The sequence below is a fragment of the Daejeonella sp. H1SJ63 genome, from assembly GCF_029360775.1.
GTDB lineage: Bacteria > Bacteroidota > Bacteroidia > Sphingobacteriales > Sphingobacteriaceae > Daejeonella.
Map to the genome: position 1 here is coordinate 71,867 of NZ_JARKMZ010000007.1, position 14,984 is coordinate 86,850.

Below are 14,984 nucleotides of genomic sequence, written 5' to 3' on the forward strand. Positions count from 1 at the left end.
CAGTAATTTTGCGGCCTTTACGGGACCAATCTTATTGAACATGTCAAAAAGCAAGTATTCCATCGCTGTTCTGCAGCTGAATCTGAACGATAAACCTGAAAACAATTTAAAAAAATGTATCAGCTGGGTTCGTGACGCTGCGGCAAAAGGAGCAGAAGTAATTTCACTTCCCGAGCTTTACAGCAGTCACTACTTCTGCCAGTCAGAGGATACGGCAAACTTTTCACTTGCAGAACCCCTGTACAGCACATCATTTACCGCTTTCAGTGCTCTTGCAAAAGAATTGGGTGTAGTAATCATTGTCCCTTTCTTCGAAAGAAGGATGGCTGGTATTTATCATAACAGTGCGTATATTATTGATACCGATGGTACTGAAGCAGGATTATACCGTAAGATGCATATTCCGGATGATCCTCATTTTTACGAAAAATTTTATTTCACTCCCGGAGATATAGGCTTCAAAACCTTCCCTACAAAAATAGGGAAAATCGGAACGCTGATCTGCTGGGATCAATGGTATCCGGAAGCTGCAAGATTAACAGCAATGCAGGGTGCAGAAGTACTTTTCTACCCAACTGCCATAGGCTGGCATCCGCTGGAGAAAGCCCGGTACGGAGAGAAGCAGCATAATGCCTGGATGACAGTTATGAAAGGCCACGCAGTAGCTAATGGTGTTTATGTGGCTGCAGCAAACCGCATCGGCCTGGAGCAGTATATTCCGGGGACTGCCGGCATTCAGTTCTGGGGTTCTTCCTTTATTGCCGGACCGCAGGGAGAGATCCTGGCCCAGGCTTCGCATGACCGGGAGGAAATACTGATTGCAGAAGTTGACCTGCAATTACAGGAAGATGTACGTCAGAACTGGCCTTTCTTCAGAGACCGCAGAATAGATGCTTTTGGAGATATCACAAAAAGAGCAATCCTTTAAGATGAGTACAACAAGAAGATTTCCTGCAGAGTGGGAGAATCAACAGGGTATTTTACTTTGTTTCCCTCATAATGGTAAGGACTGGCCGGGTAAATTCGGAGCCATACAATGGGCTTTTACCGAGTTTATTAAAAAGGTAAGTATTTTTGAAGAGGTATTTTTGCTGGTCAGGGATGAAAAGCAGAAACTCAGCGTCAGGGAAATGCTTGAAATGGCTCATGTTAAGCTCGAAAAAGTTTCCTTTATCATTCAAAAAACCAACCGCAGCTGGATGCGCGACTCCGGTCCGATCATCGTTAGGAATGGTTCGAAAAGAGAGGCTCTGAACTTCAACTTTAACGGATGGGCAAAATATAAGAATTATAAACTTGACAGGAATGTTCCTGCTAAGGTCGCATCATTCCTGAACGTACCTCTTAGTCAGGTAAGCTATAAAGGAAAACCGGTGATCCTTGAGGGTGGTGCAATAGATGTGAACGGTAAGGGAACCCTTCTTACATCCGAAGAATGTCTGATGGATCAGAAAACCCAGGTAAGAAACCCGGGACTCAGCAAAACTGACTATGAAGCAATCTTCAAAGAATATCTGGGAGTGAGCAATGTGATCTGGCTTGGCGATGGAATTACAGGTGATGATACCCACGGACATATTGATGATCTTGCCCGTTTTGTCAATGAAGACACAATCATCACAGTTGTTGAATCTGACCCCGAGGACAGCAACTATAAAGCACTGCAGGAAAATCTGAAACGTTTACAGAGTTCCAGATTAGAGAACGGAAAAACTCCAAAGATTGTGTGCCTGCCAATGCCCGGGGCACTTGAATTTGAAGGATTACGATTGCCGGCAAGCTATGCCAATTTCCTGATTATGAACAAATCTGTACTTGTGCCTGTATTTAATGATCCGCGTGACCGTGAAGCCCTGAATATTATCGCAGAATGTTTTCCTGACAGAACCATCATTCCAATCAGCGCAATCGACCTGATCTGGGGATTCGGAACACTGCATTGCTTAAGTCAGCAAATACCTGAATAAACGGTCATCAGAAAATTCTGAGCTTATTTGCAGTTCCTCATAACATTGGCCTCAGGTTAAATTTATACGGTACCCTGTTCTTACAGCAGCAGACTATCAATCCTGTGTGCATGCACTATACTATCACATGGAGACCAGGTAAAAATTGTAAACCCTCCGTCCTGAGATGCAACCAGAGCAATGGCATCTCTCTGATCATGAACAAATTGTGCAGCCGAAGTATGCCGTGTACCACCACTTCCGGCAGGATTAACCAATCGTCCTTCACCGCCGATAATAGGCTCAGTGAGGAGAATCTGTTCAACCCGCGGATTACCATCTATATGGCCAATTTTAGCACCAAAAGCAAGGACTTCATGCTTCTCGCTGATTACAGTGGCCCCGTCTATTGCCGTTAATCCGGCTATGCTTTCAATTTCTCGATTAAGATCCCCAAGCCATACAGTTGAATTCCATTTACTCTGATCTTCTTTCATAAGATCCGTTAAACCAGTATATGGAGGAGAGACGGAGTATTTTACAGGCCGGAGTATAGATTTCCGCCAATGATCGGCTCCTGAAGGCACCACAAGCAAAGTTCCCCCATGCTTGTGAGCACGCATGGAGGCAGCCAGCTGAATCAGAACATTCACAGAATTATCTTCAGATGCAGAAGCAAATCCGAGTAATGAAGAGAGCAAGACCGGGCAATCCGGCAGGTTTCGACTGCTTTCATCCACAACCTTGATCTGATCTCCTATGAGAACGACAATATTGGTGAATTTACCGAATCCATTCATTCTGCGATGTTTAATCACAAGCAAGCCGGGTTCTGAAACGTCCAGCACAAAACAGTAGTTGGGTATCTTATGGGTTGTTCCCCAGACATACATGCCATTATCATCAAACCACACACCAAGGTGAATGCCGGGGCGTTCTACTCCCGGACCAAGCTTTGTCAATACTCCTGCATTAAATGCAAGTCTGTTCTCAAAACAAAGAGGATATCCCGCCTGTTCAGGTGAAAGAAAGGCCAGAGATATCTTGGGTGAATTTCCCTCTTCCCTCCTTAAACTGGCCCAAAAAGCTGTGTCCAGCATCATTTCAATTTGCCCTGCAGTTGGTGCAGCCGCAAGATCCTTTTCACCGCTTTGCATGGCTTCTTCCAGATGGGAAGAAAAATGTCTTTCCGCAATAGAAGCCACTGCAGAGGCCGCCTTATATGTTGATTCGGTAAGCATGGTAGAATATCCGCTGTTTTTTTCTCTAATATACATCCTATTCTACTCCAGGCATAATTCTGAAATTATTTCATAAGAACGCTTTCTTGCCTGATGATCATAAATATGTGTACTTATCATCACTTCGTTTACCCCTGTAGTTGTAATAAACTGCTGAAGTTTAGCGCCCACATTTTCGCCTGAACCAATAAATGAACAAGTCAGCATTTGCAGAACTGCATACTTTTCGGCCTCAGACCATATTCCATCCATGCTTTTCACCGGAGGCTGCATCTTTGTTCGCCTTCCATTAATTACACTTAGAAAGCTTAGATACAGAGATGTAGCCAGAAACTCTGCCTCCTCATCGGTATCTGCAGCAATTGCGTTGACACAGGCCAAAACATAAGGTGCTTTTAAATGTCCGGAGGGCCTGAAACTATCACGGTAAACCTGCAATGCCTGATAAAGCATATTCGGAGCAAAATGGCTGGCAAAAGCAAAAGGCAGCCCCAGAATTCCGGCAAGCTGGGCACTGTATGTACTTGAGCCAAGAAGCCATATTGGGATGTTAAGACCCTCACCGGGAATGGCCCTGACTGCTGAATCAGCGTTCTCTGCAGACAGGTAAGTCCTTAATTCATCCAAACTTTTTGCAAAATCCTCACCTGCCGGATCCGTACTTCTGCGAAGCGCCATTGCCGTCAATGGATCTGTACCCGGAGCACGGCCAAGACCCAGATCAATACGTCCGGGGAAAAGTGACTCCAGTGTTCCAAATTGTTCGGCAATAACCAGGGGAGAATGATTTGGAAGCATAATTCCTCCCGAACCAACTCTGATCGATCTTGTGCCGGCAGCAATATGCGAAATCAGCACAGAAGTGGCTGAACTGGCTATTCCCTCCATATTATGATGTTCGGCCATCCAGTAGCGCGTATACCCTGTGCGCTCGGCCATAAGTGCCAGATCGAGGCTATTTTTGAATGAATCTGAAGGAGTTTTCCCCGAAAGTACAGGAACAAGATCCAGTATGGATAATGGAATATTTTTCCCCTTGAGTTTATTCATAATTTTACCGGATATAATTAATAATACCGGTAAAATTAAAATTTAAGCATTCAGAAAGTACAGGAAGTACAGAATTTGACTGTTCAATTAGATTATCAGGAAGAACTCAGTTAATACCAGCTGTTACTGGATTCATGATGGCTCTCTTCAATATCCGCGGGCTTGGTAACTTTTGGTTTCAATGAATTAACAAGATTACGTTTCAGTGTTTCAGAAGGTCTGGACTGTTTAGTAATTGGAACTGCAGCCTTTTCATTTTCAGCAGGAATTTCCTCCTGAAGAATATAAGGAAGCTCAAAAGGCTCCTTTTGAGTACGCGGAGGCAATCTGTTCTCAATCTTTTCAATCAGATCCCGATCATCAATATCACCTTCAATACGAATCAATCCGTTAATAACAGCGCCCGGTTGAATGCACATAGATTTTGCCCGGATATTTCCCTCAATAACCGCGGTATTTTTTACTTCAACATAATCGATAGCAATTATATCCCCAATTACTTTCCCGCTGATGTTGCAAAGATGAGAGGTAATATTACCTGAAATTTCAGCACCCGGATCAACAATAACCTCATTAAGAGAATAGATATTTCCGATCAGTCTCTCATCAAGTTTTATGGAGCTGGAGGAAATAAAATTATTATCGACACGGATTATAGTAGTATGAAAATCAGCGACTTTCTCCTTCTGACCATTCTTTTTACTGAAAAAATTCTTTGCAAAATTTACAGCACCGGCAATCATTCTGACAATCTGCTTACAACTGATAATGCATTACCAATATCCAAACCAACCGAAGACTGCTTTTTACCACCGGATACACGCATCGAATTCAATGCATAGCCCTTACTTGCAAGGTTTGCAGGATCAGCAACAAATTCCAGCTGAGCAATATCGCCAAATTCATTTTTGAAGCAATCCACAAGATCCTGATAATACATACCACCACCGCACAGATATACTTTATTGGTCTTCATCAAATTTGCGTCAGTGATCACATTCCGAAGGTTTGGAGAAATTACTTCATTATAATATGCCCTCAAAACAGATCTTCTGAGATCCTTCAGATCTACATTCTTCCTGTTCAGAATAATGTGACCTTTCTGGAATGCATCATCCATCAGATGTGCGTTTCTGAAACCCAGATAATGCGTTTTCTCCAATTCACTCATCATCATATTTACTGCATATTTCAGTCCGTGTGTACTTACCATGGTCTGCTCTACAATACCCGATTCCATACTAAGAACTGATTCAAAAGTGCCAAATCCGCAACTAAGCACAAAAAAATTGCCGTCAGCCTGCTGCTCGCCTTTTCTCAAAGCAATGGTACAACCAACAATCTCAGGAATTACCTCAACATTCTGCACGTCAAGAATGACTGTTTTTTTGCCTGCATTACTGAATGTTGATGCATCATACTCAATGATATGGGTCTTCTTCAGGAAGTCTGTAGCCATATCCTTATAGATTCTGTAGGTCGAATAAGGAAATCCTGTGGTTAATGTTATTGGCTGCTCTACTGAATCTGCAACAAGAAGTAATGCCGCCTTGACAAGCAATTGATAATCCAGATCAGTTGGCGCTGAATTAATAAACTTATGAGGAAGCTGACCCTCATTAAGAGCTAAATTACCACAGATATACCATTGATTTTCATGGAAAATTTTAAGACCATTTAAAAGATCTTTGGATGTGTTGCTTAGGTTAGCATTACTGTTTTCAATAAGACTGGAAAACGACTGGATTGCAAACATGCTGTATTTATTTTGGGTTTATATATACATTAATTTAATTCTTTATTTTTGCCACCCGCTAAGTGCAGCAGAAGATATCAAGTTCTGAGTAATACCAGAACCCTAAATAAAACGCTTAAACATATAGATTCTAAGTTAGTTTTTTTTATCCATTTGAGTAAACATATCTAAACATAGCATTAAATTGAGAAATTGTTAAAAAAAACAATAAAAATAATGTATCATAGCTTTGTTGTTCAGATTCGGCCTAAACTGAGTTTAAACCATTATTTCGCATGATAAAGAAGTCAAAGTCAGACGTAAGTACGGTTTTAATCGTTGGTTCTAATCAGGGAGATGCTAAATCTCTGCGCATTAAGACCAAACATCTTAACAGATTAAAACATTACGCCGCATTCTTAATCATTACGATTATTGGGCTTACCGGTGCCATCATTTTCCTTTCTATGGAAAACAATCGTATTGAACAGGAAAAAATGGCTTATAACCGGGAAATTGCCCGGCTAAAAAAGCAAATACCTGCACCGAAAGATACTCTGGAGGCTATAAACTACATACAGCGGATAGAGGATAAACTTAAAAAAATCAATCAATACCTTATAAAAAGGGGTATAAAGGGTTTTAACATTGATGGTATAGGAGGTAATGATCAGTCGGAAATCAGGTTTAGTCCGGAAGAAACCTATGCCATGTACGATGAAAGACTCAAAGAAATTCTGGTAGGTGTTGCATTTACCCCAATGGGCTACCCTTCAAACTATATTGTAAATTCAACCTTTGGCTACCGGGGTGATCCTGTCAGAAAAGGAAGGGTTGAATTTCATGCCGGTCTTGATTTTAAAGGCAGAAGAGGTGATCTTGTAAAAAGCACTGCAGACGGCAAAGTAATCATGGCAGGCTGGTATCAGGGATATGGAAAATGCATCAGAATAAGACATAAAAACAATCTTGAAACCTTATACGGACATCTGTCAAAAATCAATGTAAAAGCTGGTCAGATCGTTAGTACCGGACAGGTTATCGGAAATGTCGGATCTACAGGATACTCGACTGGAAACCATCTGCATTATGAGGTTCGAAAAAACGGGAAGCCTGTTAACCCAAAAACATATCTGAACATCCATTAATAAATGAAAAATCAGAAAAACGGACAAGGATCATCTACTCCAACCCTGATCAGCAAGGGATGCATGATCCAGGGAAAAATTGAGTCTGAAGTATTCGTCCGGATTGATGGTAATATCAAAGGTGATGTCACTATTGGCGAAGGCCTGATAGTTGGAGAAAACGGCCTTATTGAAGGTAATGTAAATACCCCTGAAATTGTTGTTTATGGTACAGTGAACGGCATAGTCAAAGCAGACTCAATAGATATTAAAAGTTCGGGAAAAATCACCGGAGAAATTCATACAGGAAGTCTTCAGGTTGAAAAAGGTGCTGTTTATATCGGCAAAGTGGTCATGGATACCAAACCGCTTATCTTATCAAAGTCCCCTCTGCAGGTATAAAATCCTATCTGTACTGTTAAAAAAATCCGGCAAAAAATTTTAACTCATTCTTTTAACAGATATTTACAAAATTGGTTTATCTGCATTTCAATTGCCAATAATTCCTATTTTTAGGCAATTATTTAGATTATAACCAAGCCAATGAGAATTAAAACTCTATTTATCACACTTCTTTGCTGCTTCACTCTTTCACTGAATGCTCAGCAGACCAAAACACCGGTAAAAAGCACCGGCGTTCCTCGTCCCAAACTGGTTGTAGGGATAATGGTAGATCAGATGAGATGGGACTACCTTTACCGTTTTTTTGAACGTTACGGAAATGGCGGATTTAAAAGAATGCTTCAGGACGGTTTTTCCTGTGAGAACGCATATATTAACTATGTTCCAAGTGTAACCGGTATCGGGCACTCAACCGTTTATACCGGTTCAGTTCCGGCTATCCATGGTATTACGGGCAATGACTGGATTATTCAGGCTACGGGTAAAAACATGTATTGTACAGAAGATTCATCCGTAAAGACCGTAGGCAGCAGCACCGAAGATGCCGGAAAAATGTCGCCTAAAAATATGCTGGTAACCAGTATGACCGATGAGCTCAGACTGGCTACAAACTTCAGATCAAAAGTTATTGCAATTGCCTCAAAAGACCGCGGAGCCATACTACCCGGCGGGCATACTGCAAATGCTGCATACTGGTACGACGGTAAATCAGGAAACTGGATTACAAGTACCTATTATATGAATCAGCTTCCTGCATGGCTCACTAAGTTCAATGAGCAAAAACTGCCTGAAAAATACCTGAAACAAGACTGGAATACACTTTATCCTATAGAAACCTATATTCAAAGCAGCAAGGACAATGCACCTTATGAAGGAAAATTCCCGGGCACAGAAACACCAACATTCCCGGTTAAAACATCAGAAATGCTTGGTCGCGGTATGGGATTGTTAACCAGTACCCCATACGGAAGTTCCCTCACACTGGATCTGGCAAAAGCGGCAATAGACAATGAAGAACTTGGTGCAGATGCCATTACTGATTTTCTGGCTATCAGCGTCTCTTCACCTGATTATGTTGGTCATCAGTTCGGACCAAATTCAATCGAGGTTGAAGATACCTATTTAAGACTTGACCGCGATCTGGCTGCTTTGTTCAACCACCTTGATACCAAAGTTGGAAAAGGAAACTATACCGTATTCCTTACTGCAGATCATGCCGTTCAGCATAATGCAGGCTTTATGAATGACAATAAAATTCATGCCGGCGTATTCCCCACTTCTGCTGTTTTAAAGGAATTGAATGCAAAGCTTGAATCCGAATTTAAGGTTAAAGAAATCGCGCTTAGCTTCAGCAACTATGCTGTAAGCCTGAACAATACCGTTATTGCAGCAAACAAGCTGGATGAAAATTTAATTAAAAACAGTGCAATTGAGTTTCTGAAAAAACAGGAAGGTGTAGCTTTCGTTGTTGATATTGCAAATGCAGGAAGTGCTACAGTTCCTGATATTTACAAAGAAAAGATTATCAATGGATATCACCCGGAACGAAGCGGAGTTATACAAATCATACTTGAACCGGCATGGTACTCAGGATCATCAGCCCGTTCAACCGGTGCCACACATGGAACCATGAATCCTGCCGACACTCATATTCCAATGGTATTTATGGGCTGGGGTATCAAACAGGGGAAAACCAACAACTCATACAACATGACTGATATTGCTCCAACTATCAGTGGTTTGCTGCGCATTCAGGAACCGAATGGCAATATCGGAAAAGCGGTGAATGAAGCATTGAAATAGAGACTCTTTTATTATATTCAATTCCGGTTTCCCGGGCAAAATACCCTCACCTTCTATAGGAAGATGAGGGTATTTTATTTATCATAAATCAAATATCTGATTATCTAATAATCTGATGTTGTTTGTTTATTAAATTCAGAGTTAATATATTCGATTAATGCCTGGCAAAAATGAACAGCTACAAGTCCCTAAATGATTTTCAATTATTGGAACTTATAAAATCAGGAGATGCTAATGCATTCGCTGAAATTTATGAGAGGTATTGGACATTAATCCTCCATCATGCCCTAAAAATGCTGAAGGACAATGATGAAGCAAAAGATCTTGTTCAGGATGTATTCGTTACACTTTGGATTAAAATTGATCAGATTGACCCCAATACTAATATTGCCGGCTTTCTTTATATATCAACAAGAAACAAAATATTGAATCTGATAAGACATAACCAGATTAAGACAGATTATTTATCTTCTTTGGCAAATTTTGTATCTGAACCCAGAAACTCAGCCCTCGAAGAACTGAGTGCAAAAAATCTGAATTTTGTCATTGAGAAAGAAATCCAGAATCTCCCGGTAAAAATGAGAGAAATTTTTGAACTAAGCAGGAAAAAATTCCTTTCTCATAAAGAAATCGCCGATGTACTGGATATATCTGACAAAACTGTTAAAAAACAGATAAACAATGCGATCAGGATTTTAAAATTACGCCTGAATATCTTACCAACATTAATCCTGCTTAGCTCTGCGTTACCTTATTAATGCCTGATACCCCCCAATTAAGCTTATTAAGAATTTCCTTTCAAAAAATAATTTTCAATTCTCTACTACCTGTTCTGCTCTCAGTTGTTTTAAGTTAAATAACAATTTAATTTAATGACAAAAGAAGAAGTTAAAGAGCTCTTACAACGATATGCTGATGGCAAGTGCAGCCCACAGGAGAAAGCGATGGTTGAGCATTGGTATCTTTCAGAGTCTTTTAAGCAGAGTTCAGACTTTGATACCAATGATATACAGGAATTAAAATTTGAAATTTGGGACAAAATCACTCAGGATAGAAGTTTTAAATCAAATAGTAAAATTAAATCGATTCTGCTTTGGACTGCTTCTGTTGCGGCCGTTTTAATTTTTGTATTCAGCCTGTCAGAACCATTTATCTTTAACTCTGCAGATAAGCTCCTTGCCAAAAAGGAGAAGCCCGCAGTTTTTGACAAATCACCCGCAAGAAACAAAGCTGTATTAACTCTCTCAGATGGCTCTAAAATCATCCTTGACGATGCCAGAAGCGGCTATATAGCTGATCAGCAAGGTATTAAAATCAGCAAATCGCCTGACGGCTCGATTATCTATTCTATGCCTGAATCACTTCTTGGCAATAATAATGAGTCTGATGTTGTACCTTATAATTTTATAACAACCCCCAAAGGCGGTAAGTTCCAGATTATCCTGCCTGACAAATCAAAAATCTGGTTAAACTCTGAATCAACTTTACGATTTCCTGCCAGGTTCATAGGTCAGGAACGAAATGTTGAGCTTACCGGAGAAGCTTATTTTGAGGTAGCTAAAAACATTAACATGCCTTTTATTGTAAAAACCAAGGATATGAGTGTTTTTGTTACCGGTACAGAGTTCAATATTATGGCTTACAGTGAAGACAAATTCACTTCCACAACATTAGTTCAGGGTTCTGTACAGGTTAGCAGTCCATCTCAAAAGATAATTTTAAAACCGGGAGAGCAGGTTGTTGGCAATCAAACAATCGGATTAAGCAAAAGGGATGCTGACATTGAAGAAACGATTGCCTGGAAAAATGGATTGTTCCAGTTTAATAATACAGATATAGCAACTGTGATGAATCAAATCAGTCGCTGGTATGATGTTACTGTAGAATACGAAGGCGATTCTTCCGGAAAGCGTTTCGGGGGTTATATCTCGCGCGACTCGAAGCTGTCCCAGGTGTTAAAAATGCTTGAACTAAGCGGAGTTAAATGTCGTATAGAAGAAAAGAAAATTATTGTTCTACCTTAAAAACTGCCTATGGATCCATAAAGAATTTACATTCCTAAGGGCCTCAAAAAAAAATCCGGAAACGTTGCACCGTAACCGGACCAGAATATGGGGTCATAAAAACTACTGCTAAGTATTATTTCATTAACCATAAACCATGTAAAGTTATGCAAATTACTGCGTTTTGCAAAGCTCAACCTATTTCAAAGATGAACAGGTTATGCTTATCACTGATAACGCAACTTAAAAAAGTTATCAGCAAGAGATCTGAATCAACAACAATATCTGAGGATTCAGTCTCAAAACAAGAATACTTATCCTTTGAAAAGCTAATACTAAATACCAAATACCCCAAAGGAATAGAGCAAATTATTCTCAAAATGAAATTGACTGTAATTATTTTATTTATCGCCTGCCTGCAGGTTAGTGCATCGGGTTATGCGCAAAAGATTTCAATGTCAAAGAAGAATGTACCAATTGAACAGGTATTTAAGGAAATAAAGAAGCAAACAGGATATTTGTTTTTTTATAACCAGAATTGGCTCGAAGAGATTAATACAATAAGCATTGATGTCAAAGATGCTTCAATAGAAACAGTACTTGAGATTTGTTTCCTTGACCAGCCTTTATCCTATTCTATTGTTGACCGAACAATTATTTTATCTAAAAGTAAAAAGCCCGGTCCGGTCACAAAAACTGAAGAATTAATAATAAAGGAGAACCCTCCCAAAGAAATAAGTGGTGTTGTAACCGATTCTAAAGGTGAAACATTGCCCGGGGTAAGTGTACGAATAAAGGGCACAACCACAGGTACTACAACCGGCATTAATGGAAGTTACACCATCAATGTCCCTGATGATAATACGGTTCTGGAGTTTTCTTACATAGGTTTCATTGCACAGGTTATTCCTCTAAACGGCAGACAAACCCTCAATGTAACACTTACTGAGGCTAATACCGCATTAAATGAGATCGTTGTAACTGCTCTGGGTATTTCAAGAGAGTCGAAATCATTAACCTATGCAGTTCAAAATATCAAAGGAGATAAATTAAATGAAGCTAAAGAGACTAATTTAATTAATGCACTTCAGGGAAAGGTTGCCGGTGTCACTATTACAAAAGATGCAACCGGTCCGGGTGGAGATTCTAAAGTTTTGATTCGTGGAAACCGTTCCATCACAAATAGCAATCAACCTTTATACGTTATAGATGGAGTACCGCTGAGCGGCAACGTAGGCATGTTAAATTCAGATGAAGTGGAAAGCATGACTATTCTGAAAGGAGCCTCCGCGGCTGCATTATATGGTAGTCAGGGACAGAACGGAGCAATCATCATTACAACAAAAAGAGGAAAAGCAAATCAAACAACAATTAACTTCATTAGCGGACTTGGTTTAGACCAGGCGGCAGTGCTACCTGAGTTACAGTACGAATATGGCCAGGGAGATGCCGGTATTTATAACGCAAATTCTGAACGCAGCTGGGGGCCTAAGGCCACAGGACAAGCGGTAACTTTATGGAATGGAAGTAACGTCCCTTTAGTCGGTCAGTCTGATAATTTAAAAAACTTTTTCAGGACAGCGCAAACACTAAACAATACATTGAGCATTAGCGGTGGTGGCGAAAAGATGCAAACCTATTTCTCTTATGGTAATACAATGGCTCAGGGTATTTTAACAAACAACGACCTGACCAGACATAATGTTGACCTCAAAACTGACAATACGATATCTTCAAAGCTTTCGATATCTACCAAGATGAGCTATATATTTGAGGACGTCGATAATCGCCCTGTTCCCGGTGGCAGTGGTAACTATGTTCTGCCATCAATATTTAGTTCACCAACATCGATACCCCTCGATGAAATGAAAAAATATTCATATCAGGACAATACAGGAACTGAAAGACAAAGCTATTGGTTACCCGGTTCCTCTGTACTTGTGAACCCATACTGGGCATTAAACAGAATTAACTATTACCAGAAACGGGACCGTATTCTTGGCTTAGTTTCTGCAAAGTATGAGTTTAACAAATGGCTCAACTTGCAGGTACGTGGAAGTATAGATAAAACAATCCAGAACAATACAAGAAAAGTATACGCCGATTCATATTTCAGTCAGGTAGGATCAAATTATGATTATGGTACAAATAGAAATCAGGGAATTAATGTCGATGCATTATTATCATTTCAGCGAAACATTGGAAAGAAATTCGATATAACCGGAAATCTGGGAGCTTCTTTACAGGAAAGCAAATATGAAAGCATTTCAGGAAGTGCAAATGGTTTGAATAAACCAAATTTCTTCTACATGCACAATGCTAAGTCTCCATTCTTTACAACTGCCAATGGCAGAACTCCCCGCGTTCAATCTCTTTACGGGACAGCAACTATCGCATATAATAAATACCTCTATTTGGATATAACGGCCAGAAATGATTGGTCATCAGCACTTCCTGAACAAAGTCAATCTTACTTTTATCCATCAGTAGGTTTATCAGCAATTGTTTCAGATATGATAAAACTGCCATCCTGGATTTCATATGGAAAGGCAAGCCTGACAATGGCTAATTCAGGATATGGAGGAACTCAGTATCTGGATCGCAATTACTACTCTGTCGGTATTGGAGGTGCAATTATAACCCCGAATATTCAGTCGTTGGGTTCATATAAGCCAGAATTAACAACTTCTTATGAAGCCGGATTAGACTGGAAATTCCTGAAAAACCGCTTAGGTTTAAATTTCACTTACTATAATACACAGACCAAAAATCAGCTCTTATTAATCGGGTTACCTCCGGCTTCATTATTTGACCAGAAATACATTAATGCCGGATTAATTCAAAATCATGGAATTGAGCTGGTAGCTAATGTTTCTCCTGTTGCAGGAAAAAATTTCAGATGGGATGCAGCTCTAAATTATTCTAAAAATATTAACAAGGTTAAGCGACTCACTGAAACAATTAAATCTATTGTAATTGGAGAAGGCGATAACGTCTACCTGATTAAAGTTGACGAAGGCAGCAGCTATGGCGACATGTATGTAAGAGGCTGGAAAAAGGATGCACAGGGACGAAATTTGGTAGAGGATGACGGAACTCCAATTTTGACAGACGGCCTGGATCAGTTTGTTGGAAATTATAACCCTGATTACATGCTTGGTTTTTCGAATGAATTTTCATTTAAAAACTTCTCTATGAGCTTTTTAATTGACCACAGACAGGGAGGTGCAGTAATTGGTGGTACTCAGGCACTTATTGATGCTTATGGACATTCAAAGAACTCTCTTTGGGGCCGTGAAGGTGGAATAATTCTGGATGGTTACAGACAAGACGGACAAAAAAATGCTCAATCTATTTCTTCGCAGAAATATTTTGGTTTGATTGGAGGCCGGTACCCTTCTGCAGGATTTTACAGTTATTCATCAACTAATACCCGTTTACGTGAGTTTACATTAGGCTATGAACTTGGAGATAAATTATTAAGTAAATATCCACTTATAAAAAGTGCAAAATTGTCGCTGGTTGGAAGAAATCTTTTCTTCTTCAAAAAAGATGCACCAATAGATCCGGAAGTGACCAGAGGGATAAATGGCGGAGGATTAGAGTATGCAGCATTGCCTTCTACCCGAAATTTTGGCCTTAATCTGAAAGTATCATTTTGATATCAGACTCTTTTT

Annotated in this window: 12 protein-coding genes; 8 read left to right on the plus strand and 4 right to left on the minus strand. The window is 40.0% G+C overall.

Annotated features, from left to right (window positions below):
• Window positions 1–40: 40 nt before the first annotated feature.
• On the plus strand, window positions 41–928 hold the full coding sequence (locus P2W72_RS02860) for a carbon-nitrogen hydrolase (protein ID WP_276359374.1): 888 nt from the start codon (window positions 41–43) through the stop codon (window positions 926–928).
• Window position 929: 1 nt separating this feature from the next.
• The gene (locus P2W72_RS02865; protein ID WP_276359375.1) at window positions 930–1,967 is read left to right on the plus strand and encodes an agmatine deiminase family protein; all 1,038 of its coding nucleotides are present in this window, start codon (window positions 930–932) and stop codon (window positions 1,965–1,967) included.
• An 80-nt stretch (window positions 1,968–2,047) separates the two neighbouring features.
• Here the strand turns inward: P2W72_RS02865 and P2W72_RS02870 are convergent, their stop codons facing one another.
• The 4 genes from P2W72_RS02870 to P2W72_RS02885 all read right to left on the minus strand — a co-directional run bounded on the left by P2W72_RS02870 (window position 2,048) and on the right by P2W72_RS02885 (window position 5,993).
• Complete coding sequence (locus P2W72_RS02870) at window positions 2,048–3,223, minus strand: putative sensor domain DACNV-containing protein (RefSeq protein WP_276359376.1); 1,176 nt, start codon at window positions 3,221–3,223, stop codon at window positions 2,048–2,050.
• 6 nt (window positions 3,224–3,229) lie between these two features.
• Window positions 3,230–4,237, minus strand: a complete 1,008-nt coding sequence (locus P2W72_RS02875; protein WP_276359377.1) for an LLM class flavin-dependent oxidoreductase — start codon at window positions 4,235–4,237, stop codon at window positions 3,230–3,232.
• Between the two features lie 110 nt (window positions 4,238–4,347).
• Window positions 4,348–4,980, minus strand: a complete 633-nt coding sequence (locus tag P2W72_RS02880; RefSeq protein WP_276359378.1) for a polymer-forming cytoskeletal protein — start codon at window positions 4,978–4,980, stop codon at window positions 4,348–4,350.
• A complete protein-coding gene (locus P2W72_RS02885) occupies window positions 4,977–5,993 on the minus strand; it encodes a hypothetical protein (RefSeq protein ID WP_276359379.1) in 1,017 nt (338 codons plus the stop codon). Before P2W72_RS02885 ends, P2W72_RS02880 begins: the two co-directional genes overlap by 4 nt.
• A 275-nt stretch (window positions 5,994–6,268) precedes the next feature.
• Between P2W72_RS02885 and P2W72_RS02890 the strand changes: the two genes are divergently transcribed.
• The 6 genes from P2W72_RS02890 to P2W72_RS02915 all read left to right on the plus strand — a co-directional run bounded on the left by P2W72_RS02890 (window position 6,269) and on the right by P2W72_RS02915 (window position 14,969).
• Window positions 6,269–7,120, plus strand: coding sequence for a M23 family metallopeptidase (locus P2W72_RS02890; protein WP_276359380.1), 852 nt, complete (start codon window positions 6,269–6,271; stop codon window positions 7,118–7,120).
• A 3-nt stretch (window positions 7,121–7,123) separates the two neighbouring features.
• The gene (locus P2W72_RS02895; protein WP_276359381.1) at window positions 7,124–7,501 is read left to right on the plus strand and encodes a polymer-forming cytoskeletal protein; all 378 of its coding nucleotides are present in this window, start codon (window positions 7,124–7,126) and stop codon (window positions 7,499–7,501) included.
• Window positions 7,502–7,642: 141 nt separating this feature from the next.
• The gene (gene pafA, locus P2W72_RS02900) at window positions 7,643–9,304 is read left to right on the plus strand and encodes an alkaline phosphatase PafA (RefSeq protein WP_276359382.1); all 1,662 of its coding nucleotides are present in this window, start codon (window positions 7,643–7,645) and stop codon (window positions 9,302–9,304) included.
• Window positions 9,305–9,510: 206 nt separating this feature from the next.
• Complete coding sequence (locus P2W72_RS02905) at window positions 9,511–10,062, plus strand: RNA polymerase sigma-70 factor (RefSeq protein WP_276359383.1); 552 nt, start codon at window positions 9,511–9,513, stop codon at window positions 10,060–10,062.
• 114 nt (window positions 10,063–10,176) lie between these two features.
• Complete coding sequence (locus tag P2W72_RS02910) at window positions 10,177–11,328, plus strand: FecR family protein (RefSeq protein ID WP_276359384.1); 1,152 nt, start codon at window positions 10,177–10,179, stop codon at window positions 11,326–11,328.
• A gap of 359 nt (window positions 11,329–11,687) precedes the next feature.
• Window positions 11,688–14,969: a SusC/RagA family TonB-linked outer membrane protein gene (locus P2W72_RS02915; protein WP_276359385.1), complete on the plus strand. Its 3,282-nt coding sequence runs from the start codon at window positions 11,688–11,690 to the stop codon at window positions 14,967–14,969.
• Window positions 14,970–14,984 lie beyond the last annotated feature (15 nt).

Excerpts from the sequence above, each read along its gene's own strand:
- P2W72_RS02860 (WP_276359374.1), top strand. The coding sequence starts at position 41 with ATGTCAAAAAGCAAGTATTCCATCGCTGTTCTGCAGCTGAATCTGAAC.
- P2W72_RS02865 (WP_276359375.1), top strand. The coding sequence starts at position 930 with ATGAGTACAACAAGAAGATTTCCTGCAGAGTGGGAGAATCAACAGGGT.
- P2W72_RS02870 (WP_276359376.1), bottom strand. The coding sequence starts at position 3,223 with ATGTATATTAGAGAAAAAAACAGCGGATATTCTACCATGCTTACCGAA.
- P2W72_RS02875 (WP_276359377.1), bottom strand. The coding sequence starts at position 4,237 with ATGAATAAACTCAAGGGGAAAAATATTCCATTATCCATACTGGATCTT.
- P2W72_RS02880 (WP_276359378.1), bottom strand. The coding sequence starts at position 4,980 with ATGATTGCCGGTGCTGTAAATTTTGCAAAGAATTTTTTCAGTAAAAAG.
- P2W72_RS02885 (WP_276359379.1), bottom strand. The coding sequence starts at position 5,993 with ATGTTTGCAATCCAGTCGTTTTCCAGTCTTATTGAAAACAGTAATGCT.
- P2W72_RS02890 (WP_276359380.1), top strand. The coding sequence starts at position 6,269 with ATGATAAAGAAGTCAAAGTCAGACGTAAGTACGGTTTTAATCGTTGGT.
- P2W72_RS02895 (WP_276359381.1), top strand. The coding sequence starts at position 7,124 with ATGAAAAATCAGAAAAACGGACAAGGATCATCTACTCCAACCCTGATC.
- pafA (WP_276359382.1), top strand. The coding sequence starts at position 7,643 with ATGAGAATTAAAACTCTATTTATCACACTTCTTTGCTGCTTCACTCTT.
- P2W72_RS02910 (WP_276359384.1), top strand. The coding sequence starts at position 10,177 with ATGACAAAAGAAGAAGTTAAAGAGCTCTTACAACGATATGCTGATGGC.
- P2W72_RS02915 (WP_276359385.1), top strand. The coding sequence starts at position 11,688 with ATGAAATTGACTGTAATTATTTTATTTATCGCCTGCCTGCAGGTTAGT.